The sequence below is a fragment of the Saccharopolyspora terrae genome (genome assembly GCF_004348435.1).
GTDB classification, from domain to species: domain Bacteria; phylum Actinomycetota; class Actinomycetes; order Mycobacteriales; family Pseudonocardiaceae; genus Saccharopolyspora; species Saccharopolyspora endophytica.
In genome coordinates this window covers 1-22757 of record NZ_SMKS01000023.1, presented here as the reverse complement: position 1 = coordinate 22757, position 22757 = coordinate 1, and the positions used below count along the sequence as shown (strand labels likewise).

At 70.4% G+C, this 22757-nt stretch carries 22 protein-coding genes; 17 read left to right on the top strand and 5 right to left on the bottom strand.

Translation table 11 applies throughout. The features are described from left to right. Window positions 1-33 precede the first annotated feature (33 nt). Window positions 34-1620, bottom strand: a complete 1587-nt coding sequence (locus E1181_RS15025) for an N-acyl-D-amino-acid deacylase family protein (RefSeq protein ID WP_132675217.1) — start codon at window positions 1618-1620, stop codon at window positions 34-36. A 147-nt stretch (window positions 1621-1767) separates the two neighbouring features. Here E1181_RS15025 and E1181_RS15020 point away from each other — a divergent pair, with 147 nt between their 5' ends. Next, window positions 1768-2154, top strand: coding sequence for a RidA family protein (locus E1181_RS15020; protein ID WP_132675215.1), 387 nt, complete (start codon window positions 1768-1770; stop codon window positions 2152-2154). A 48-nt stretch (window positions 2155-2202) separates the two neighbouring features. On the opposite strand, the gene E1181_RS15015 is transcribed toward E1181_RS15020, so the two are convergent. After that, on the bottom strand, window positions 2203-3438 hold the full coding sequence (locus tag E1181_RS15015; RefSeq protein WP_408009921.1) for an amino acid deaminase: 1236 nt from the start codon (window positions 3436-3438) through the stop codon (window positions 2203-2205). A gap of 178 nt (window positions 3439-3616) precedes the next feature. Between E1181_RS15015 and E1181_RS15010 the strand changes: the two genes are divergently transcribed. Then, window positions 3617-4360, top strand: a complete 744-nt coding sequence (locus E1181_RS15010; protein WP_132675211.1) for an IclR family transcriptional regulator — start codon at window positions 3617-3619, stop codon at window positions 4358-4360. Here the strand turns inward: E1181_RS15010 and E1181_RS15005 are convergent. Beyond that, entirely contained in the window at window positions 4354-4683 is a 330-nt protein-coding gene (locus tag E1181_RS15005; RefSeq protein ID WP_132675209.1) for a DUF1844 domain-containing protein, read from the bottom strand. The two genes, E1181_RS15010 and E1181_RS15005, sit on opposite strands and share 7 nt — an antisense overlap. A 321-nt stretch (window positions 4684-5004) precedes the next feature. Here E1181_RS15005 and infC point away from each other — a divergent pair, with 321 nt between their 5' ends. The 6 genes from infC to pheT all read left to right on the top strand — a co-directional run bounded on the left by infC (window position 5005) and on the right by pheT (window position 11171). Further along, window positions 5005-5580 (top strand): translation initiation factor IF-3, encoded by a 576-nt coding sequence (gene infC / locus E1181_RS15000; protein ID WP_132625053.1) that lies wholly within the window; start codon window positions 5005-5007, stop codon window positions 5578-5580. Between the two features lie 91 nt (window positions 5581-5671). Then, window positions 5672-5866 carry a 50S ribosomal protein L35 gene (gene rpmI, locus E1181_RS14995; protein WP_093415814.1) on the top strand — a complete coding sequence of 65 codons (195 nt, stop codon included), beginning with the start codon at window positions 5672-5674 and terminating at the stop codon, window positions 5864-5866. 113 nt (window positions 5867-5979) lie between these two features. After that, window positions 5980-6348, top strand: coding sequence for a 50S ribosomal protein L20 (gene rplT, locus E1181_RS14990; RefSeq protein WP_093415812.1), 369 nt, complete (start codon window positions 5980-5982; stop codon window positions 6346-6348). Continuing rightward, window positions 6348-7187: a TrmH family RNA methyltransferase gene (locus E1181_RS14985; RefSeq protein WP_132675207.1), complete on the top strand. Its 840-nt coding sequence runs from the start codon at window positions 6348-6350 to the stop codon at window positions 7185-7187. The genes rplT and E1181_RS14985 overlap by 1 nt, the downstream gene beginning before the upstream one ends. A gap of 184 nt (window positions 7188-7371) precedes the next feature. Next, the gene (pheS, locus tag E1181_RS14980) at window positions 7372-8433 is read left to right on the top strand and encodes a phenylalanine--tRNA ligase subunit alpha (protein WP_132675205.1); all 1062 of its coding nucleotides are present in this window, start codon (window positions 7372-7374) and stop codon (window positions 8431-8433) included. 245 nt (window positions 8434-8678) lie between these two features. After that, complete coding sequence (pheT, locus tag E1181_RS14975) at window positions 8679-11171, top strand: phenylalanine--tRNA ligase subunit beta (protein WP_132675203.1); 2493 nt, start codon at window positions 8679-8681, stop codon at window positions 11169-11171. A 57-nt stretch (window positions 11172-11228) separates the two neighbouring features. Here pheT and E1181_RS14970 read toward each other — a convergent pair whose 3' ends face one another. Both E1181_RS14970 and E1181_RS14965 read right to left on the bottom strand, forming a co-directional pair. Next, a complete protein-coding gene (locus tag E1181_RS14970; RefSeq protein WP_235876787.1) occupies window positions 11229-11825 on the bottom strand; it encodes a GNAT family N-acetyltransferase in 597 nt (198 codons plus the stop codon). A gap of 181 nt (window positions 11826-12006) precedes the next feature. Continuing rightward, window positions 12007-12696, bottom strand: a complete 690-nt coding sequence (locus tag E1181_RS14965; protein WP_235876786.1) for a DNA alkylation repair protein — start codon at window positions 12694-12696, stop codon at window positions 12007-12009. 218 nt (window positions 12697-12914) lie between these two features. On the opposite strand from E1181_RS14965, the gene argC reads away from it, so the two are divergent. The 9 genes from argC to tyrS all read left to right on the top strand — a co-directional run bounded on the left by argC (window position 12915) and on the right by tyrS (window position 22137). After that, on the top strand, window positions 12915-13943 hold the full coding sequence (gene argC, locus E1181_RS14960) for an N-acetyl-gamma-glutamyl-phosphate reductase (protein WP_132675201.1): 1029 nt from the start codon (window positions 12915-12917) through the stop codon (window positions 13941-13943). Between the two features lie 28 nt (window positions 13944-13971). Continuing rightward, window positions 13972-15132, top strand: a complete 1161-nt coding sequence (gene argJ, locus E1181_RS14955; RefSeq protein WP_132675198.1) for a bifunctional glutamate N-acetyltransferase/amino-acid acetyltransferase ArgJ — start codon at window positions 13972-13974, stop codon at window positions 15130-15132. Further along, window positions 15129-16037, top strand: a complete 909-nt coding sequence (argB, locus tag E1181_RS14950; protein WP_132675196.1) for an acetylglutamate kinase — start codon at window positions 15129-15131, stop codon at window positions 16035-16037. Before argJ ends, argB begins: the two co-directional genes overlap by 4 nt. Beyond that, on the top strand, window positions 16034-17221 hold the full coding sequence (locus E1181_RS14945; RefSeq protein WP_132675194.1) for an acetylornithine transaminase: 1188 nt from the start codon (window positions 16034-16036) through the stop codon (window positions 17219-17221). The genes argB and E1181_RS14945 overlap by 4 nt, the downstream gene beginning before the upstream one ends. A gap of 1 nt (window position 17222) precedes the next feature. After that, the gene (gene argF, locus E1181_RS14940) at window positions 17223-18146 is read left to right on the top strand and encodes an ornithine carbamoyltransferase (RefSeq protein WP_132675192.1); all 924 of its coding nucleotides are present in this window, start codon (window positions 17223-17225) and stop codon (window positions 18144-18146) included. Then, a complete protein-coding gene (locus E1181_RS14935) occupies window positions 18143-18646 on the top strand; it encodes an arginine repressor (RefSeq protein WP_132675190.1) in 504 nt (167 codons plus the stop codon). Before argF ends, E1181_RS14935 begins: the two co-directional genes overlap by 4 nt. 103 nt (window positions 18647-18749) lie before the next feature. Further along, complete coding sequence (gene argH, locus E1181_RS14930) at window positions 18750-20171, top strand: argininosuccinate lyase (RefSeq protein WP_268952465.1); 1422 nt, start codon at window positions 18750-18752, stop codon at window positions 20169-20171. Window positions 20172-20205: 34 nt separating this feature from the next. Further along, window positions 20206-20829 carry a DNA-3-methyladenine glycosylase gene (locus E1181_RS14925; protein ID WP_132675186.1) on the top strand — a complete coding sequence of 208 codons (624 nt, stop codon included), beginning with the start codon at window positions 20206-20208 and terminating at the stop codon, window positions 20827-20829. 33 nt (window positions 20830-20862) lie between these two features. Further along, a complete protein-coding gene (tyrS, locus tag E1181_RS14920) occupies window positions 20863-22137 on the top strand; it encodes a tyrosine--tRNA ligase (protein WP_132675184.1) in 1275 nt (424 codons plus the stop codon). Window positions 22138-22757: the final 620 nt, after the last annotated feature.

The following is a 22757-nucleotide window of genomic DNA, read 5'->3' as shown; positions in this document are numbered from 1 at the left end:
TCTGCTCAGCTGCGCCGCATCTCCCGGCGGCTCCTAGCGGGTCTTGCGCAGCGCGCGCCCGGGCAGGGCGTCGGTGCGGTCGCCGTCGTCGATCACCGGAACGCCGTTGACCAGCACGTGCGGGATGCCGACCGCCTGCTGCCGGGGCTCGTCGAAGGTCGCGGTGTCGCGGACGGTGCCGGGATCGAACAGCACCAGGTCGGCGACGTGGCCTTCCCGGACGCGTCCCCGGTCGGTGAGCCCGAGCCGGTCGGCGGGGCGCGAGGTCATGTTCCGCACGCACTCCTCCAGCCCCAGCACCCCGAGTTCGCGCACGTAGTGGCCGAGATAGCGGGGGAAGGTGCCCCAGGCGCGCGGGTGCGGGCGCGCGCCGACCAGCAGTCCGTCGCTGCCCGCGGTGTGGGTGCGGTGGCGCATGATGGCCCGCACGTTGTCCTCGTGGCCGACGTGCATCAGGCAGGACGCGCCCAGCTGCTCGCTGATGAGCACGTCGAAGTAGAACTCGGTCGGCTGCGCCCCGGCGGCCAGCGCCGATTCGGCGACGCTGCGACCCACGAGGTGAGCGTTGCCCGGTTCGCGGACGCCGTTGATCTCGATGGTGTCCCACTCGACGGCAACGCCGTGGCAGCCGTCGGAGCCCTCGATCTCCAGGACCTGGCGAATCCGCTGCCGCTGGACGGGATCCCGCAACCGCTCCAGGGTCGCGGTGACGCCGCCCGCCATCGCCCAGCTCGGCAGCAGCGCGTGCAGCGAGGTGCTGCCCGGCAGGTACGGGTAGGTGTCGAGGGTGATGTCGCAGCCGTCGTCGAGCGCCGCGTCGAGCATCGCCAGCAGTTCGCCGGCCTTCCCGGCGTTGACGCCGAAGTTCATCGTCGCGTGCGCCAGGTGCAACGGGCACCCGGAGGTCCGGCTGACCTCGATCATCTCCTCGTAGGCCGCGAGCGCACCGGCGCCGTAGCTGCGGTGGTGCGGGCTGTAGTAGCCGCCGCGGGAGGCCACGACCTCGCACAGCGCGGCCAGTTCCGCCGTGTCGGCGTACATCCCGGGCGTGTAGGTCAGCCCGGACGACATGCCGAAAGCGCCTTCGGCGAGGGAATCGGCGAGGACCTCGCGCATCCGGTTCAGCTCGTCCTCGGTGGCCGGCCGGTCGTCGTAGCCCGCGCACAGCAGTCGCAGCGTGCCCTGCGGGACGAGGTAGGCGGCGTTGGCGGCGATGCCGGTGTCGAGCCGGTCGAGGTACTCGGCGACGCTGCGCCAGTTCCAGTCGAAACCGGGCGGATCGTCGTTCCAGCCGGCCAGCTGCGCGCGCAGGGTCTCCAGCGTGGCGTCGTCGACCGGGGCGTAGGACAGCCCGTCCTGGCCGATGACCTCCAGCGTCACGCCTTGGGAGACCTTCGCGGTGTGGTCCGGTTCGGCCAGCAGCTGCAGGTCCGAATGCGCGTGCATGTCGACGAATCCGGGTGCCAGCACGAGCCCGTCGGCGTCGATGCGTCGGCGTCCGCTCAGCGTTCCCGCGTCGGCGATCTCGGCGATGCGTCCTTCGTCGACTCCGACGTCGGCGACGAACCCCGGACCGCCGTCGCCGTCGACGACTCGCGCGCCGCGATAGACGATGTCCATGGTGGAGTCGTTCCTCCGGTCACACGCCGGGCACTTGGTCTGCACCGGGTGGTGGAATGGTAAGTACCATTCCCGGTGAAAGCAATGAAGATCGGCTCCGGCTGAAATTCCGCTTCACGACGCCGAAATCCGTGGAAGGACACCGACATGAGCAGGACCGTGGTGAGCACCGACGCCGCACCGAAGCCGCCGGCGAACATCCCGCTGTCGCAGGGCGTGCGCAAGGGCAACATCCTGCAGGTCTCCGGTCAGACCGCGGTCGACCCGGCGACCGGCAAGGTCGTCGACGGCGGTGTCGCCGAGCAGACCGAGCAGTGCCTGCGCAACGTCATCGCGATCATCGAGGCCGAGGGCGGATCGCTGCAGGACGTGCTGATGCTGCGCGTCTACCTCACCGACACCTCGCAGTTCGCCGAGATGAACGAGGTCTACGCCCGCGTCGTCGGCGAGCCCTTCCCGGCTCGCACGACCGTCTACGTCGGCCTCCCGGCCGGCCTGCTGTGCGAGATCGACGCCCTCGCAGTCCTGGACTGACCTGGAGCGGGTGGCGGTTCCCACCGGGACCGCCACCCGCCGCGCGGGTCAGAAGTAGGTGCGCACCAGGTCGGTGACCCGATCGCCGTCGACCACCGGGATCAGCGTCCACTTGTCGAAGACCGTGCAGGGGTGGGACAGGCCGAAGCCGATCCAGTCGCCGACGCGCACCTCCGCCCCGGTGAACCTGAGGAACGCGTGCTGATCCGCCAGACCTGACACGTGGCAGGAGCCGTCGGCGAGCTCGCGGATCTCGCCGTCCGCGCCCCGGATCACCTGCGGTTCCGGCAGTCCCTGGTCGAACGAGACGTCGCGGCGCCCCATCGTCAGCAGCGCCAGGTCGGCCTCCGGCTGCGACACGACCTGCGCCCAGATCCGCATCGCGGGCCGGAACGGCGACTCCGCACCGGCCAGCCGGTGCCGGCGGCCGAACGGCGAGCGCACCCGGTAGAAGCCGTCGTCGTGCAGCAGGTATCCGCCGCTGCGCAGCACCGGCACCACCGGCAGCCCTTCCGGCCACGGCTGGGTCAGCGCCTCGGCGACCTGGTCGAAGTAGGCGCTGCCGCCCGCGCTGACGATGACCTCGTCCAGCCCGTCGAAGTAGCCGGCCTCGGCGAATTCCAGCACCAGCGAGCGAAATTCGCCCAGGTAGTCGTCGATGGCCGACAGCGAGGACTCCTCGATGTCGTGCGCCACCTCGCCCTCGTAGCCCGACACGCCGACCAGGCGCAGCCGGTGCTCGGCGGCCACCGCCGCGGCGACCGCTCGCGCCTGCGACACCGTCCGCGCACCGGTCCGGCCGCCCGAGACGCCGAACTCCACCAGCACGTCCACCGGCCGGGTCCCGCCGTGCGCGGCCAGCGCGGAGGCCATCTGCTCGACCCCGCGCAGCGAGTCCGCGTAGCAGCAGAACGAGAAGTCCGGGTCGGCGTCGAGCTCGGCCGACAGCCAGGCCAGCCCCTGCGGGTCGACGAGCTCGTTGGCGAGCAGGATCCGCTGGACCCCGAACGCCCGGTACACGCGCAGCTGACCGATGTTGGCCGCGGTGATGCCCCACGCGCCGTGCTCCAGCTGCCGCTCGAAGAGCCGGGGCGCCATCGTGGTCTTGCCGTGCGGCGCGATCCGCAGGCCGTGCTCGTCGCACCAGGCGGCCATGGTGCGCAGGTTGTGCTCCATCGCGGCGTCGTCGAGGGTCAGCAGCGGCCCGGTGAAACCGGCTGCCCACAGCATCGGCCGCTCGGCCAGGAACTCCCCGGCGGTCTTGCCGGACGCGTTCGGCGGCATGCCCTTGAACCGCCAGTCGATGGTCTCGTCGCGCAACGCGCGGATCGCTTCGGTGTTGATCCCTGCTGCGGGCACTGCCGGCCTCCTATTGCGCATGTTGCAACGAATGTTGCGCGAAGAACGACTCCGGTGTGTAGCATTGCCCGCTTCGTCGAGTCAACGATGATCGGAGACGCCGGTGAGTCAGAGCCTGGAACGCGGACTGGCCGCGCTCACCGCGCTGGCCGAGGGACCGCAGACGCTCGACGGTCTCGCCCAGCGGCTCGGCGTGCACAAGACGACCGCGATGCGCCTGCTGCGCACGCTGGAGAGCGGTCGCTTCGTCCGCCGCGAGGACCTCCACCGCTACCGGCTGGGCAGCGCCGTGTTCGCGCTCGCCCACCAGGCGCTGGACGACCTGGACGCGCGCGACGTCGCCCGGCCGTTCCTCGACGCGCTGGGGGAGCGCACCGGGCACACGATCCACCTGGCGACCCTCGACGAGGACCAGGTCGTCTACGTCGACAAGGTCGACAGCATCCACCCGGTCCGGATGTACTCCCGCATCGGCCGACGCGCCCCGCTGCACTGCACGGCGGTGGGAAAGGTCCTCGTCGCCGACCTCTCGCAGCAGCGCCGCGAACGCCTGGCGCAGCGGATCGCCTACCCGAAGCTCACGGCGAACACCATCGACTCGGTCGAGCGCTACCTCGCGGAGCTGGAGCGCGTGCGCGCGCAGGGGTACTCGGTGGACCGCAGCGAGCACGAGGAGTTCACCCACTGCATCGCGGCGCCGGTGCGCAACCACCGGGGGGAAGCCGTGGCGGCGATGTCGATCTCGGTGCCGAAGGTCCTGCTCTCCTGGGAGGACCTGCTCGGCTGGCTCCCGGATCTCCGCCGCACGGCGGCGGAGATCTCCCGGGAGCTGGGCAACCGTCAGTAGACGGGGCCGGTGTACTTCTCGCCCGGTCCCTGACCCGGGGCGTCCGGGTGGCTGGAGTACTCGCGGAACGCGCGCTGCAGGGACTGCAGTCCCTCGCGCAGCGGACCGGCGTGCGGTCCGAGGTACTCGACCGAGGCGGTGATCAGGCCGGCGAGCCCGGTGATCAGCCTGCGGGCCTCGTCCAGGTCGCGCACCGGGGTGGCGTCGGGATCCTCGTCGGCGAGCGCGAGCTTCTCCGCGGCGGCGGACATGAGCATCACCGCAGCGCGGCTGATGACCTCGACGCTGGGAACATCGGAGAGCTCGCGTACGTTGAGCTCCATATCCGCGTCGTGTGCCGGTTCACCGGCACCGGTCGTGTCGTTCGAGGGTGTGGTTGGCTGCGGTTCGCTCACGCCTGCTACCCTGACACGCACGACCAGCCCCCGCTGCGGCGGGGGCGGCAAAGTGGAGCCCCGCTCCCACCCGAGCAGCCGCCGAGGCCGCCGGGTTCCGGTCCTGTCGATGTCCCGTGTGGCGTCGGTGGTGCGAACGGTATCGGCTGATACCGGTTCGATCGGTTTGGAGTCAGGGTCCCGCGGTATCCGCACGAGCGGAAGCCGGCGGGACCTCTGCATTCCGGGGTGAGCTCTACACGCCGTGGTGTGCAGTACACACAGCCATCGAACCGAGGAGGCCCCATCAGCTCCGAGACGCGCATCAATGACCGCATCCGGGTTCCGGAAGTCCGACTCGTCGGACCCAACGGTGAGCAGGTCGGGATCGTCCGCATCGAGGACGCCCTGCGCCTGGCCCAGGAAGCGGATCTGGACCTTGTCGAGGTCGCCCCGCAGGCGCGCCCGCCGGTCTGCAAGCTCATGGACTACGGCAAGTTCAAGTACGAGAGCGCGCAGAAGGCTCGCGAATCGCGTCGCAACCAGCAGCAGACCGTCATCAAGGAGCAGAAGCTCCGGCCGAAGATCGACCCGCACGACTACGAGACGAAGAAGGGCCACGTGTCCCGCTTCCTCGGTCAGGGGCACAAGGTCAAGGTGACGATCATGTTCCGCGGTCGCGAGCAGTCGCGGCCCGAGTTGGGCTTCCGCCTGTTGCAGCGACTGGCCGATGATGTTTCCGAGCTCGGGTTCATCGAAGCGACCCCGAAGCAGGACGGTCGGAACATGATCATGGTTCTGGCGCCGCACAAGACCAACAAGACCAAGCCCAAGGCCAACGCGTAGTCGTACGCCGCCGCCAGGGCTCGTGATGTGAGGCCGGGTCGGGACGCTGGCCGCGCCCCTTCCCGGCTCCAGTACGAAACGAGGACGGAAGATGCCGAAGAACAAGACCCACAAGGGCACCTCGAAGCGCTTCAAGGTGACCGGTTCGGGCAAGCTGCGGCGCGAGCAGGCCGGTCGCCGGCACATCCTGGAGAAGAAGTCCAGCCGTGTCACCCGTCGCCTCGAAGGCACCGAAGCGGTCGCCAAGGCCGACGTCAAGCGCATCAACAAGCTGCTGGGTCGCTGACGCCGACTTCCCCGTTGCACCCGTGAGGGAGCAGCAGTCCGGCATCACGCCATCCAGCCACCCGCATTGGGCGGTCAATCCGCCGCCCCTGATGAGATAACAGGACGGACCCCGTGGCACGCGTCAAGCGGGCGGTCAACGCCCAGAAGAAGCGCCGCACAGTTCTCGAGTCGGCCCGTGGTTACCGCGGTCAGCGCTCCCGGCTGTACCGCAAGGCCAAGGAGCAGATGCTCCACTCGATGACCTACTCCTACCGGGACCGCCGCGCCCGCAAGGGCGAGTTCCGGAAGCTGTGGATCACCCGCATCAACGCCGCGACCCGGCAGCACGGCCTGAGCTACAACAAGTTCGTGCAGGGCCTGAAGGCCGCTGAGGTCGAGGTCGACCGCAAGATCCTGGCGGAGCTCGCCGTCAACGACCCGCAGGCCTTCGAGGCGCTGGTCGACGTGGCGCGCAAGAACCTGCCGGAGAGTGCGGCCTGATCGCCGAAAGCACTTCCGATTCGCGACCCGGGACCCCGCTCACCGAGCGATCGTCCCGGGTCGCGGTCGCTCGTAAGCTCACCCGCCGCGCAGGCCGGGAGAAGGCCGGCGCGTTCCTCGCCGAGGGCGCGCAGGCCGTGGGTGAGGCGCTGACCGCGCACGCCGACGACCGGCTGCGGGTGCGGGAGCTGTTCGTCACCGAGCATCCGCGACACGCCGAGCTCGCCGAGCGGGCGGTCCTGGCGGGCGTACCGGTGCGCGAGGTGACCGACAAGGCCGCCGCGTCGCTGTCGGAGACGGTCACCCCGCAGGGCGTCGTGGCGGTCTGCGACCTGCCGCGCACCGACCCGGTCGCGGCCTTGGCGCAGCGGCCGAAGCTGGTCGCCGTGCTGGTCGGCATCGCCGACCCGGGCAACGCCGGAACCGTGGTGCGCGTGTCCGACGCGGCCGGGGCCGGTGCGGTGCTGTTCGCCGGTGACACCGTCGACGCCTACAACGGCAAAGCGGTGCGCGCCTCGACGGGCAGCCTGTTCCACCTGCCGATCGCTCGCGATCGCGACGTCAGCGCGGTGCTGGCGGCCTGCCGGGACGCCGGGCTGCGGCTGGTCGGCGCCGACGGCTACGCCGCCGGTGACCTCGACACCGCCGACCGCGCGGGGGAGCTCGCCGAGCCGACCGCGTGGGTCTTCGGCAGCGAGGCCCACGGCCTGTCCGACGAGGTCAAGGCCCAGCTGGACACGACGCTGCGGGTGCCGCTCTACGGTCAGGCCGAGAGCCTGAACCTGGCCACGGCCGCCGCCGTCTGCCTCTACTCCTCGGCGCGTGCGCAGCACCGCTGAGCTCGGGCGGGACGGATCACCGCGAAACGCCGTGGACGCAGTCGCATAGAATCGCCCATGTCAGCTTGCGGCTTCGCACCGAAGAGTCGTATGCAACCTCAGCAGGTTCGCAAGCCCAGCCACCTGGCAGAACAGGGACCTGGGCGTTGATGCCTGTGGGATCAACGGGAGTCACGCACTAACGATGTCTGGAGCCAACGACTCGTACGACCCGAAAGAGGTCGCCGCGCTGTCGCCGGAGACGCTGGACGCCGCGGTCGAGGAGGCCGAGAAGGCCTTCGTCGCCGCCGCCGATCTGGACGAGCTGGCGTCGGTCAAGCCCGCTCATCTCGGTGACCGCTCGCCGCTGCTGACCGCGCGCCGCGAGATCGGAGCGCTGCCGCCCAAGGCGCGTTCCGAGGCGGGCAAGCGCGTCAACCAGGCCCGCGAGGCCATCCAGGGCGCCTTCGACGAGCGCCGCGCCGCTCTGCAGGCCGAGCGCGACGAGCGAGTGCTCCGCGAGGAGTCCGTCGACGTGACGCTGCCGTGGGACCGCGTGGCCACCGGCGCCCGGCACCCGATCACGCAGCTCGCCGAGCAGATCGAGGACACCTTCGTGGCCATGGGCTGGGAGGTCGCCGAAGGCCCCGAGCTGGAGGCCGAGTGGTTCAACTTCGACGCGTTGAACTTCGGCAAGGACCACCCGGCGCGGACCATGCAGGACACCTTCTACGTCGCGCCGGAGGACTCCGGCCTGGTGCTGCGCACGCACACTTCGCCGTCGCAGGTCCGGGCGCTGCTCAACCGCGAGCTGCCGGTGTACGTGGTCTGCCCCGGGCGCACGTTCCGCACCGACGAGCTCGACGCCACCCACACCCCGGTGTTCCACCAGGTCGAGGGCCTGGCGGTGGACAAGGGCCTGACCATGGCCCACCTGAAGGGCACCCTGGACGCCTTCGCGCGCTCCATGTTCGGCCCGGAGTCCACGACCCGGTTGCGGCCGTCGTACTTCCCCTTCACCGAGCCGTCGGCCGAGATGGACATCTGGTTCCCGGAGAAGAAGGGCGGCGCCGGCTGGGTCGAGTGGGGTGGCTGCGGCATGGTCAACCCCAACGTGCTGCGCGCCAGCGGTGTCGACCCCGAGGTCTACACCGGCTTCGCCTTCGGCATGGGGATCGAGCGGACCCTGATGTTCCGCAACGGCATCCCGGACATGCGCGACATGGTCGAAGGCGACGTCCGCTTCACCGAGCCGTTCGGCATTTAGAGAGTTTGCCGTGGTCGACCTGCGTAGCGGTGCAAGTAGCGGAACTTCAGAGGCTCCCCGGACTGCGGGTGCCCCTCCTCATGCCTGTCCAATACACGGCGGAGGGGCCGTCCTCGCCAGGAAGCCTCTGAGAACCCGCGGCGGTGCGAGTTGCGCAGGTGAGTTGAGCGGCTCCGCCGCTTCAAAGGCACCCATCACGACTGTCCCCGACATCACTTACCTGAACGAGAGAAGGGCCTGACCAAGTGCGGATTCCGGTTTCCTGGCTGGCCGAGCACCTTGAGCTGCCCGAGGAGACGACCGCGGAGACGCTGGCAGAGGCGTTCATCCGGATCGGGTTGGAGGTCGAGGAGGTCGAGCACCTGACGCAGGTGCGCGGCCCGCTCGTGGCCGGCCGAGTCGCCGAGATCGAAGAACTCACCGAGTTCAAGAAGCCGATCCGGTACTGCAAGGTCGAGATCGGCGCCTCCGAAGACGGCGAGCAGAAGCTGCAGAACATCATCTGCGGTGCTCGCAACTTCTCCGAGGGCGATCTGGTCGTCGTCGCGCTGCCCGGCACGGTGCTGCCCGGCGACTTCGAGATCAGCTCCCGCAAGACCTACGGCAGGCTCAGCGAGGGCATGATCTGCTCCGCCAAGGAGCTGGGGCTCGGCGAGGACCACGACGGCATCCTGGTGCTGCCGCCCGGTTCGGCCGACCCCGGTGACGACGCGGTGCAGCTGGTCGGTCTCGACGACTCGATCATCGAGCTGGCCATCACGCCCGACCGCGGCTACTGCTTCTCGGTGCGCGGGCTGGCCCGCGAGCTGTCCAACGCGCTGGACGTGCCGTTCGGCGACCCGGGCACCCGCCCGGTCCCGGAGGACGACAAGCCCTCGCGCGGCGTGGAGCTGCGCGACGCGCAGGCGTGCTCGCGGTTCGTGCTGCGCCGGGTCACCGGCGTGGACCCGACGGCGCCGAGCCCGTGGTGGATGCGCCGCCGCCTGGCGCTGGCGGGCATCCGCTCGATCTCGCTGTCGGTGGACGTCACCAACTACGTGATGCTGGAGCTGGGGCAGCCGCTGCACGCCTTCGACACCTCGAAGGTGACCGGCGACCTGGTGGTCCGCCACGCCGAGAGCGGCGAGAAGCTGACCACTCTGGACGGTCAGGTCCGCGAGCTCGACACCGACGACATCGTGATCGCCGACGACTCCGGCGTGGTGTCGCTGGCCGGTGTCATGGGTGGCGCGAGCACCGAGATCGGCGACGGCACGCACGACGTGCTGATCGAGGCGGCGAACTGGGACCCGGCGAACATCGCCCGCACCATCCGCCGCCACAAGCTGCCGAGCGAGGCGGGCAAGCGCTTCGAGCGCACGGTGGACCCGGCGGTGGCGCCGGTGGCGGCCGAGCTCGCCGCGCAGCTGCTGGTCCGCTACGGCGACGGCACGATCGCACCCGGTCGCACCGACGTGGGCGAGCCGAAGGCCCCGGCTGCGGTGACGATGCCGCTGGCGCTGCCGGACAAGGTCGCCGGCGTCCTCTACGAGCGCGGCGTGACCGCGCGCAGGCTGACCCAGATCGGCTGTAAGATCGACCTGAGCACCTCAGACGAGGGCGTCGGGCTGATCACCGCGACCCCGCCGTCCTGGCGTCCGGACCTGACGCAGCCGTTCGACCTGGTCGAGGAGGTGCTGCGGCTGGAGGGCTACCACACGATCCCGTCGGTGCTGCCCTCCGCGCCGCCCGGTCGCGGCCTGTCGGCGGCGCAGCGCCGCAAGCGCGCGGTGTCGCGTGCCCTGGCCGGTGCCGGTTACGTCGAGGTGCTGCCCTTCCCGTTCACCGGTGACGAGATGCTCGACGCCTTCGGCCTCGCCGAGGACGACGAGCGCCGCCGCACGGTGAGCGTGCTCAACGCGCTGGAGAGCGACAAGTCGCAGCTGACCACGACGCTGCTGACGGGCCTGCTGGACACCTTGCAGCGCAACGTCTCCCGAGGCCACCGCGACGTCGCGCTGTTCCACATCGGACAGATCAGCCAGCCGTCGGCGGACCAGCCCGCGGTGCCGGAGGTCGGTGTCGACGGTCGTCCCACCGACGAGCAGCTCGCCGGACTGCTGGCGGCCCTGCCCGCGCAGCCCACGCGGGTCGCGACGGTGCTGGCCGGTCAGCGCGAGCAGGCCGGCTGGTGGGGCAAGGGCCGCGCCGCCGACTGGGCGGACGCGATCCAGGCGGCTCGCGTGGTGGCTTCCGCCGCCGGTGTCGAGCTGGCGGTCCGCAACGCCGAGCACGCCCCGTGGCACCCGGGCCGCTGCGCCGAGCTGCTGGTCGGCGAGACGGTCGTGGGCCACGCCGGTGAGCTGCACCCGAAGGTCGTCGAGACCCTGGGCCTGCCCAAGCGCACCAGCGCGATGGAGCTCGACCTCGACGCGCTGCCGCTGGTCGAGCGCCGCGCGGCCCCGGACATCTCGGCCTACCCGCCGGTGCTGATGGACGTGGCGCTGGTCGTCGACTCGTCGACGGCGGCCTCCGACGTGGTCGAGGCGGTCCGCGCCGGCGGCGGCGAGCTGCTGGAGGACGTCCGCCTCTTCGACGTCTACGCGGGCGAGCAGCTCGACGAGGGCAAGAAGTCGCTGGCCCTGGCCCTGCGCTTCCGAGCCCCCGACCGCACCCTCAAGCAGGAGGAGGCCACCGAGGCCAGGGACGCAGCGGTCAAGTCCGCAGCAGACCGCCTCGGAGCCACCCTCCGCGCCTGAGACACCCGAAACAACGGCCCCGCTCGGAAACCTCCGGGCGGGGCCGTTTTCGCGTGCTCAGTTGCTGCGGGGGAGGTGCTTGGTGGTGAAGGCTTCGGCGGTGAGGCCCATGATGACGAGGTGGAGCATCCCGTCGGAGAGGGAGTCCGGTTCGCTGGCGCGGCCTTCTTCGCGGAAGCCGAGCTTGCTGTGCAGCGAGAGCGAGGCGACGTTCTCCTGGTAGATGCCGACCTGGCACTTGCGGAACTTGCGGCGGCCGAACATGACCGCGAGCAGCGTGATGATCGCGTCGTCGGCGTAGCCGTGGCGCCGGTGCATCGGGCCGATGCCGACGCCGTAGCTGAACACGCCCGGTTCGTCCGCCTGGCTGGTGCACATCGAGCCGACGAGCACCTGGTCCCGGCGGGTTTCGATGGCGAGCTGGAAGTCGTCCGGCGAGTCCGGGTGGTTCGCGCGGTGCGCGGCCCAGTGCCGGTAGCCGTCGGTCTGCACGTACGGAGCGCGGGTGGGGTCCTGGTCGAAACCGGCCAGGATGCGCCTGTCCGCGGCGGCGACGCGACGTAACAGCACCTGCCGCCCGACCCAGGACGACGTCGTGATCGGCGCCGGGCCGTGTCGGGCCCCCAGGTTCGGGTGCGGCGGGATCATCGTCATCGAACTCGATGATGCCCTCCCGGACCGACCGAATCCACAGGGGGGTCCACGTCGTGTGACCTTGTGCAAGCGCTGTGAAACTTCGATGACCCGGGAGTTACCCGGTGTCAACGCGGAAGCCGGAAACGTCGCCGTTCAGGGTGATTCCGCGGTGTCGGCGGGTGCGGGTGATCGCGATCGGTCAGCGGTCGATGTTGCGGAGGGCTTCGCGTCGGGAGAGCGGGGACAGCTCGTGGTTCTCGGCGAACTCCCGGACCCAGCCGGGGTCGGTCTTGGCGTGCTCGCGCAGCGCCCAGCCGATCGCCTTGCGGAGGAAGAAGTCCGGATCGGCGAGGTTCGCCTCGATGCTCCGCCGCAGCAGTTCCACGTCGGTGCGGTCCTTGGCGCGCAGCTGGGCGATGATCGACGTGCGGCGGCGCCAGCGGTCCTCGTCGGTGGACCATCGCAGCAGCAGCGGGCGCACGACGTCCGGGTGGCTCAGCAGCAGCGGCCCGATGCGTCGGCCGGCGATCTCGTCGACGAAGTCCCACCACGCCCCGGTGACCGCGAACTCCTCGTAGAGCCCGAGCATCCCGGGGTCCTGGAAGCGGCGCTGCGCCCGGTGTCCCGTCACCGACAGCGCGACGTAGCGCTCCTCGCGGAAGCCGGCCTCCCGCCAGAGGGCTCGCGCGGAATCGACGAGGTCCTCCTGCGTCGCGAACGGGAACCGCCGGCACAGCTCGTCGACGATGCCCACGCGCGCCGGCTTGCGCACGCCGATGAACGGCATCTCCGACTTCATGTAGCGCTGCATCGCCGGCGCGTCCGCCGCCACGGCGTGCTGCTCGAGCAACCGCGACGCCGCCTCGCGGAACCCCGTGACCTCACCCACCCCGCCGATCCTGCCACCGGCCCCCGACACCGCACCCGGTCGATCGGATTTCAGTGGAAATCAGAACCCCGACTTCAATGGAAATCCGGTCAACCCAGCTGGGCGGGGTGCGAGTCCGGCGTGACATCACAGGTCGGGCGGGGGTGTGACGTGGGAGACTGGGTTCGGCTCCGCAAAGCTGTTTGATTGATTTTGCATAGCAGTGCATAATCATCCGTATGACGGTGAGGGTTGCTGTAGCGGGTGCCAGTGGCTACGCGGGCGGAGAACTGCTCCGCCTGCTCCTGGCGCACCCCGAGGTCGAGATCGGCGCGCTGACGGCGGGAGGCAACGCGGGCAGCAAGCTCGGTCAGCACCACCCCAACCTGCTGCCCCTGGCCGACCGCGAGCTCACCGAGACCACCGCCGAGCAGCTGCGCGGCCACGACGTCGTGTTCCTCGCGCTGCCCCACGGCCACTCCGCGGCGATCGCCGCCGAGCTCGGCGAGGACGTCGTGGTCGTCGACTGCGGTGCCGACCACCGCCTCAACGACGCCGAGGACTGGACCCGCTGGTACGGCGGCGACCACCCCGGCACCTGGCCCTACGGCGTGCCCGAGCTCCCCGGCGCGCGCGACCGGCTGCGCGGCGCCAAGCGCGTCGCCGTCGCCGGCTGCTTCCCGACCGTCTCGTCGCTGGCCGTCGTGCCCGCGTTGGCTGCGGGCATCGTCGAACCCGACGTCGTGGTCACCGCGATCACCGGCACCTCCGGTGCGGGACGCGCGCTCAAGCCGCACCTGCTCTCGGCCGAGGTCATGGGCTCGGCCAGCGTCTACGGCGTCGGCGGCGCCCACCGGCACACCCCGGAGATGATCCAGAACCTCAGCGCTGCGGCCGGCGAGAAGGCCAAGGTCTCCTTCACGCCCGTGCTGGCCCCGATGGCGCGCGGCATCCTCGCCACGTGCTCGGCACCGCTGCGCGGCGGCGTCGACAGCGCAGCCGCCCGCAAGGTCTACCTCGACGCCTACGGCGACGAGCCGTTCGTCCACGTCCTGCCCGAGGGGGCCTGGCCGCAGACCTCGGCGACGCTCGGAGCCAACACCGTGCACCTGCAGGTCACCGTCGATCCCGACGCCGGTCGGCTGGTCGTGGTCGGTGCCGAGGACAACCTCACCAAGGGCACCGCGGGCGGAGCCGTGCAGTGCATGAACCTCGCCCTCGGCCTGCCCGAGACCACCGGACTGCCCACCGCCGGCCTCGCGCCGTGAGTCCCGCCACCAGAACCGAGGAGAAGACATGAGCGTGACCGGTCCCGCCGGTTTCCGGGCGGCGGGGGTCGCCGCAGGCATCAAGGCAGCGGGCGCGCGCGATCTCGCACTCGTGGTCAACGACGGTCCGCAGCAGTCGGCGGCCGGCGTGTTCACCACCAACAAGGTCAAAGCCGCGCCGGTGCTGTGGTCGCAGCAGGTGCTGCAGGAGCGCAAGCTGCGCGCGATCGTGCTCAACTCCGGTTGCGCCAACGCCTGCACCGGTCCGGGCGGCTTCCAGGACACCCACGCCACCGCGGAGAAGGTCGCCGACGTCCTCGGCACCGGAGCGATCGAGGTCGCGGTCTGCTCGACCGGCCTGATCGGTGAGCGGCTGCCGATGGACGCGCTGCTGCCCGGCGTCGACACCGCCGCCAAGGCCCTCGACGCGGGTGAGCAGTCCGGTCTGGACGCCGCGACCGCCGTGCTGACCACCGACAGCAAGGCCAAGCAGGCCCACCGCGCGCACGAGAACGGCTGGTCGATCGGCGGGTTCGCCAAGGGCGCGGGCATGCTCGCGCCGAACATGGCCACCATGCTCAGCGTCATCACCACCGACGTGATGATCAGCGGCGCCGACCTCGACGAAGCGCTGCGGGCGGCGACACGGGTCACCTTCGACCGGCTCGACGTCGACGGTGGCACCTCCACCAACGACACCGTGCTGGTGATGGCCTCCGGCGCCTCGGGCGTCGAAGCCTCCCAGGAGGAGTTCACCGCGCTGCTCACCACCGTCTGCCAGGACCTGGTGCGCCAGCTGCAGGACGACGCCGAAGGCGCCACCAAGACCATCGACATCACCGTGCGCGGTGCCGTCAGCGAAGCCGACGCGGTGACCATCGGCCGCATCGTCGCCGAGGACAACCTGGTCAAGACCGCGATGTTCGGTTCGGACCCGAACTGGGGCCGCATCGCGATGGCGCTGGGCCGCGCGCAGGTCGAGATCGACGTGGACAAGGTCGAGATCGCCACCAACGGTGTCACGCTCTACGCCGACGGCGCCACCGCCCGCGACCGCAGCGAGGCCGACCTGTCCGGGCGGCAGATCGAGATCGTCATCGATCTGCACCTCGGCGAGCACGCCGCCACGATCCTGTCCACCGACCTCTCCCACGACTACGTCGAAGAGAACAGCGCGTACTCCTCATGACCAGTGACACCAGCGATCGGCTGGCCACCGCGGCCGAGAAGGCCAGCGTCCTCGTCGAAGCCCTCCCGTGGTTGCAGCGCTTCAACGGCGCCACCGTGGTGATCAAGTACGGCGGAAACGCCATGATCGACGACGAGCTCAAGGCCGCGTTCGCGCAGGACATGGTGTTCCTGCGGCTCGCGGGCCTGCGCCCCGTCGTGGTGCACGGCGGCGGTCCGCAGATCACCTCGATGCTCGACCGGCTCGGCATGGAGGGCGAGTTCCGCGGCGGGTTGCGCGTGACCTCGCCGGAGACGATGGACGTCGTCCGGATGGTGCTGTTCGGGCAGGTCGGGCGCGAGCTCGTCGGCCTGATCAACCAGCACGGGCCCTACGCGGTCGGCATGTCCGGCGAGGACGCGCGGCTGTTCACCGCGGCCCGCCGCACCGCCACCGTCGACGGCGAAGCGGTCGACGTCGGTCTGGTCGGCGACGTCGTCGACGTCAACCCCGACGCCGTGCTGGACCTGATCAACGCTGGCCGCATCCCGGTGGTGTCCACGGTGGCCCCCGACGCCGACGGCGTGGTGCACAACGTCAACGCCGACACCGCCGCCGGTGCGCTGGCGGTCGCGCTGGGCGCCGAGAAGCTCGTGGTGCTCACCGACGTCGAAGGCCTCTACACCCACTGGCCGGACAAGTCGTCGCTGGTCAGCAGGCTCGACGTGGGCCAGCTCGCGGAGCTGCTGCCGGGACTGGCCTCCGGGATGGTTCCCAAGATGGAGGCCTGCCTGCGCGCCGTGCGCGGGGGAGTGCCGCGCGCCCACGTCATCGACGGGCGGCTGGCGCATTCCGTCCTGCTCGAAGTCTTCACCAGTGCCGGAGTGGGAACCATGGTGTTCCCCGTCGAATCGGAGGACGCATGACCACCAACGCGACCGGGATGCAGCGCTGGCAGGCGTCCATGATGGACAACTACGGCACCCCGAAGCTGACCTTCGTCAGCGGTTCCGGTGCCGAGCTGACCGACGCCGACGGCAAGACCTACCTGGACTTCGTCAGCGGGATCGCCGTCAACGCCCTCGGCCACGCCCACCCCGCGATCGTTCAGGCGGTGTCCGAGCAGGTCGCCAAGCTGGGCCACGTCTCCAACCTCTACGTGCACGAGCTCGGCCTGACGCTGGCCGAGCGGCTGCTGGAGCTCGCCGGGGTGTCCGGCCAGGGGCGCGTGCTGTTCTGCAACTCCGGTGCGGAGGCCAACGAGGCGGCGTTCAAGATCGCCCGGCTCACCGGACGCCCCAAGATCGTCGCCACCCAGGGCGGCTTCCACGGCCGCACCATGGGCGCGCTCGCGCTGACCGGCCAGCCCGCCAAGCAGGAGCCGTTCGCGCCGATGCCCGCCGGTGTCGTGCACGTGCCCTACGGCGACGTCGCCGCGCTGGAGTCCGAAGTGGACGACAACACGGCCGCGGTGTTCCTGGAGCCGATCCAGGGCGAGAACGGCGTCGTCGTCCCGCCCGAGGGATACCTGCGCGCCGCCCGCGAGATCGCGTCCCGCAACGGCGCGCTGCTGGTCCTCGACGAGGTGCAGACCGGCATCGGCCGCACCGGTTCGTGGTTCGCCTTCCAGCGCGAGGGCGTCACGCCCGATGTGATCACCCTGGCGAAGGGCCTCGGCGGCGGTCTGCCGATCGGCGCCTGCATCGGCATCGGAAGCGCCGCCGACCTGCTGCACCCCGGTCAGCACGGCACCACCTTCGGCGGTAACCCGATCGTTTGTGCGGCGGCTCTGGCGGTGCTCGACACCATCGCCGCCGAAGGGCTGCTCGACCACGTCGAGCAGGTCGGCAAGGACCTCGTCAGCGGTGTGCAGGGGCTCGGCCACCCGCTGGTCCGCGAGGTCCGCGGGGCCGGGCTGCTGGTCGCCATCGGGCTCACCGAAGCCGTCGCCGCCAAGGTCGCGGCCGCCGCGCAGGAACGCGGATACCTGGTCAACCCCATCCAGCCGGACGCCATCCGGCTGTGCCCGCCGCTGGTGGTGCGCGGTGAGCAGGTGCAGCGACTGCTCACCGACCTCCCCGAACTGCTCAACGCTGCCAAGGAGAACTGAGATGTCCCGGCACTTCCTCCGCGACGACGACCTCACGCCCGACGAGCAGGCCGAGGTCCTCGACCTCGCCGACGAGCTCAAGGCCGATCCGCTCGGCTCCGACGTGCTCAAGGGCAAGTCGATCGCGGTGCTCTTCGAGAAGAACTCCACCCGGACCCGCCTCTCCTTCGAGGTCGGCATCCACCAGCTCGGCGGACAGCCGATCGTGGTGGACGGGCGGATGATGCAGCTCGGTCGCGAGGAGACCATCGAGGACACCTCGCGCGTGCTGTCCCGCTACGTCGACGCCGTCGTGTGGCGGACCTTCGCCCAGGCGCGCATCGACGCCATGGCCTCGGTCTCGCGCGGACCGGTGATCAACGCGCTCACCGACGAGTTCCACCCCTGCCAGGTGCTCGCCGACCTGCAGACCATCCGCGAACGCCACGGCAAGCTCGCCGGGCTGACCCTGACCTACCTCGGCGATGGCGCCAACAACATGGCGCACTCGCTGCTGGTCGGTGGCGTCACCGCGGGCATGCACGTGCGGATCGGCGCCCCCGAGGGCTTCCGGCCCGCCGAGTGGGTGCTGGAAGCGGCCCGCAAGCGCGCAGCCGAGACCGGCGGTTCCGTCGAGCTGCACAACACCCCGCAGGGCTCCGTCGAGGGCGCCGACGTGCTCGTCACCGACGCGTGGACCTCGATGGGCCAGGAGAACGACGGCAAGGACCGGGTGAGCCCGTTCCGCCCGTACCAGGTCAACGCCGAGCTGCTGGGCGCCACCGGCAAGTCCGACACGAGCGTGCTGCACTGCCTGCCCGCGCACCGCGGCCTGGAGATCACCGACGAGGTGCTCGACGGACCCGCCAGCGCGGTGTTCGACGAGGCCGAGAACCGGCTGCACGCCCAGAAGGCCCTGCTGTCCTGGCTGGTGCGACGATCGTGAGCACGACCCGGGTCGCGCGGCAGGCGCGCATCGTCGAACTCGTGTCCTCGATGGACATCCGCAGCCAGACCGAGCTGGCCAAGCTGCTCGGCGACGCTGGCATCGAGGTCACCCAGGCCACGCTGTCCAGGGACCTCGACGAGCTCGGCGCCGTCAAGCTGCGCGGCCCGGACGGCGGGGCGGCGGTCTACGTCATCCCGGAGGACGGCAGCCCGGTCCGAGGTGTCCAGGGCGGCACCTCGCGCCTGAGCCGGCTGCTCGGCGAGCTGCTGGCCGGTGCCGACGGAGCGGGCAACCTCACCGTCCTGCGCACCCCGCCGGGCGCTGCCCAGTTCCTGGCCAGCGCCATCGATCGCGCGGCGCTCACCGAGGTCGTGGGCTCGATAGCGGGCGACGACACGGTCATGATCGTCGCCCGCGAGCCGCTGACCGGGCACGAGCTCGCCGAGCGCTTCACCGCGATGGCAGCGGGCGGCCTCCACGTCGAGGATGAGGCGTAGGGCAGTCTGGTCCGAGCTGTCCGGGCACGAGGGACATCGAACGCGGGCGGTTCGGCAGGAGAGCCGCCCGGAAGCCAACCGAGAAAGCACCGAGGAACCGAACGTGACGCAGCAAGGCAGTGAGCCCACGAAGCTCTGGGGCGGCCGGTTCGCCTCCGGCCCGGCCGAGGCGATGGCCGCACTGAGCCTGTCGACGCACTTCGACTGGCGACTGGCGCCCTACGACATCGCCGGATCGCGCGCCCACGCCCGCGTCCTCCACCGCGCCGGGCTGCTGACCCAGGACGAGCTCGACGCGATGCTCGCCGGGCTCGACACCCTCGCCGCCGACGTCGAATCCGGAGCCTTCACCCCGGTCATCGACGACGAGGACGTGCACACCGCCCTCGAACGCGGCCTGCTGGAACGCGTCGGCGCCGACCTCGGCGGCAAGCTGCGCGCCGGTCGCTCCCGCAACGACCAGGTCGCCACCCTGTTCCGGATGTGGCTGCGCGACGCCAGCCGGCGCATCGCCGCAGGCGTCCTCGACGTCGTCGACGCGCTCGCCGGGCAGGCCGCCGCGCACCCGGACGCGGTGCTGCCGGGCCGCACCCACCTGCAGCACGCCCAGCCGGTGCTGCTCGGGCACCACCTGCTCGCGCACTGCCAGGCGCTGCTGCGCGACGTCTCCCGCATCCGCGACTGGGACGCCCGCACCGCCTACTCGCCCTACGGCTCGGGTGCGCTGGCCGGGTCCTCGCTGAGCCTGGACCCGCAGGCCATCGCCACCGACCTGGGCTTCCGCGGCGCCACCGACAACTCCATCGACGGCACCGCGTCCCGCGACTTCGCCGCCGAGGCCGCGTTCTGCCTGGCCATGCTGGGGGTCAACCTCTCCCGGATCGCCGAAGAGGTGATCATCTGGAACACCGCCGAGTTCGGCTACATCACCCTCGACGACGCCTGGGCCACCGGCAGCTCGATCATGCCGCAGAAGAAGAACCCCGACGTCGCCGAGCTCGCCCGGGGCAAGTCCGGTCGGCTCATCGGCAACCTCTCGGGCCTGCTGAGCACCCTCAAGGCCCTCCCGCTGGCGTACAACAGGGATCTGCAGGAGGACAAGGAGCCGGTCTTCGACTCCGTCGAGCAGCTGGACCTGCTGCTGCCGGCGATGAGCGGCATGCTCGGCACGCTGACCTTCCACACCGAGCGGATGGCCGAGCTCGCGCCCGCCGGGTTCACCCTCGCCACCGACATCGCGGAGTGGCTGGTGCGCCAGGGAGTCCCGTTCCGCGTCGCCCACGAGGCGTCGGGGGAGTGCGTGCGCACCGCCGAGACCCGCGGAGTCGGCCTGGACGAGCTCACCGACGCCGAACTGACCGCAGCTCACCCGGCGCTGACCCCGCAGGTCCGCGAGGTGCTGACGGTCTCGGGCTCCATCGAGTCCCGCGATTCGCACGGCGGGACCGCGCCGAGCCGGGTAGCCGAGCAGCGCAAGCAGGTCGTGGCGGCCGTCGACGAGCACCGCGGGTGGCTGTCGGAGTGATCAACGGCAGCGCACGCCCGGTAGGGTGCTGAACGTGGACCAGGTGACGAGCGACGAGCTGGCACGCGACCCGCTGTGGGTCGCGCGTCGGCTGCTGGGCTGCGAACTGCGGTCCAGCAGCCCCGAGGGCGAGGTCGGCGTGCGCCTGGTCGAGGTGGAGGCCTACCGGGGCACCGACGATCCGGCGTCGCACTGCTACCGGGGCCGGACCGAGCGCAACTCGGTCATGTTCGGCCCCGCCGGCCACCTCTACGTCTACTTCGTCTACGGGATGCACTTCTGCATCAACGTGGTGTGCATGACAGACGGTGTCCCCGGCGCGGTTCTGCTGCGCGCCGGGGAGATCACCACCGGCGGCGAGCTCGCTCGCAGCCGAAAGCCCGCCGCTCGCAAGGACGCCCAGCTGGCCAGCGGTCCGGCCCGGCTCGCGGGCGTTCTGGGCATCACCCGCGAGCACAACGGCGTCGACCTGACCTCGCCGGATTCGCCGGTCCGCCTCTACAACGGCACGCAGGTCGCCGAGGACGACATCCGCAGCGGACCCCGCGTCGGCGTCGCCGCCGCCATGGACCTGCCGTGGCGCTCGTGGGTCGACGGTTCGGAGTCCGTCAGCGCCTACCGGCGTGGCGGCCGACGCCGGACCCGAGCCCGGACGTAAACCGGTTTGCGGGGATGAGCGAAACTGGACTGCGTGAGTGAGCACATCCTTGACGAGCTGGCCTGGCGCGGACTGATCGCGCAATCCACCGACCTCGACGCGCTGCGCCGAGACCTGGACACCGGGCCGCTCACTCTCTATGCGGGTTTCGACCCGACCGCGCCGAGCCTGCACGCCGGCCACCTGATCCCGATGCTGACGTTGCGCCGGTTCCAGCAGGCGGGCCACCGGCCCGTCGTGCTGGCGGGCGGGGCGACCGGTCTGATCGGTGATCCGCGCGACGTCGGCGAGCGCAACCTGCACGACGAGAGCACGGTCGCCGAGTGGACCGGGAAGATCCACGGCCAGCTGTCGACGTTCGTCGACTTCGACGACTCGCCGACCGGCGCGGTCATGGCCAACAACGCGGACTGGACCGCTGACCTGTCGGTCACCGCGTTCCTGCGCGACGTCGGCAAGCACTTCTCGGTGAACACGATGCTGGCGCGGGAGACGGTCAGGCGCCGGCTGGAGACCGACGGCATCTCCTACACCGAGTTCAGCTACATGCTGTTGCAGGCCAACGACTTCGTGCAGCTCTACCGCAAGCACGGCACCAGGTTGCAGCTCGGCGGGTCCGACCAGTGGGGCAACATCATCGCCGGGGTGGACCTGATCCGGAAGCAGGAGAGCGCGGCGGCGCACGCGCTGACGCTGCCGCTGGTCACCGACTCCGAGGGCCGCAAGTTCGGCAAGTCCACGGGTGGCGGGAACGTCTGGCTCGACCCGTCGCTGACCTCGCCCTACGCCTGGTACCAGTACTTCGTGAACGCCGCCGATGCCGACGTGCCCAACTACCTGCGGCTGTTCACCTTCCTCGACCGCGAGGAGATCGAGGAGCTGGAGAAGACCACGGCCGAGCGCCCGCAGCTGCGCGCGGGGCAGAAGCGGCTCGCTGAGGAGCTGACCACGCTGGTGCACGGCGAGGACCAGACCCGCAAGGTGATCGCCGCCAGCCAGGCGCTGTTCGGGCGCGGGGAGATCGCCGAGCTCGACGAGGCGACCCTGGACTCCGCCATGGCCGCCGTCCCGCAGGCCGAGCTGCGCCTGGCGGACGGGCCCACGATCGTCGACCTGCTCGTCGAAACCGGTCTGGTCAACGGCAAGGGCGCTGCGCGACGCACCATCAAGGAGGGCGGCGCGTACGTCAACAACGTCAAGATCGCGGACGAGGACTGGGCTCCGAGCCAGGAGGACCTGCTGCACGGTCGCTGGCTGGTCGTCCGTCGCGGCAAGCGCCACACCGCGGGGGCCGAGGTCCTGAGCTGACACGAGCACTGGAACGGGGCGCTGACCTGCGGGTTCGCGCCCCGTTTCGCTTTAACACCCCCCGGTTTGACCCCCGCGAAACGGACCGTGTAACTTATTCCAAGTCAGAGCGACACGGGCCGGGAAGACCGGGCCGGGCCTGATGCGGGGTTGCGAACCAAGCTCCTGTCTCCGGATGGTAGAGTGGGCGCCCCGACCGGGAAATCGAGAAAGTAAAAGCAAGCCAATCGGCTTGGGGATGCGGACGCGGTTTTCCACCCTGTTCTTTGATTGAAAATAGCGCTTGGTAAGCTGCCGGGCAGAATAGCGAGCCGAATTCGGCGGCACCGGATAAGGGTTAACCCCCCCGGTGAGACCGAAAAAAGGGCCTGCTAGTCTTCACTGCAGCGAAAGCGCGAACGAGGAAATGACTCCCCGGAGTTCACGGCCCTGAGAATGGGTTGTGGCGATGGTGTGGGTGTGTTCTTTGAGAACTCAACAGTGGACTGTTTTGGTTAGTGTTCTTTTATGCCCCTGACCAGTTGTCTCTTCGGAGATGGTGGTTGGTGGTTTCTTTGAGTATCACGCTCCGACCTTTGGGTTGTTGAGTGTGTGCTGGGATTGTTTCAACAAGGCATTGT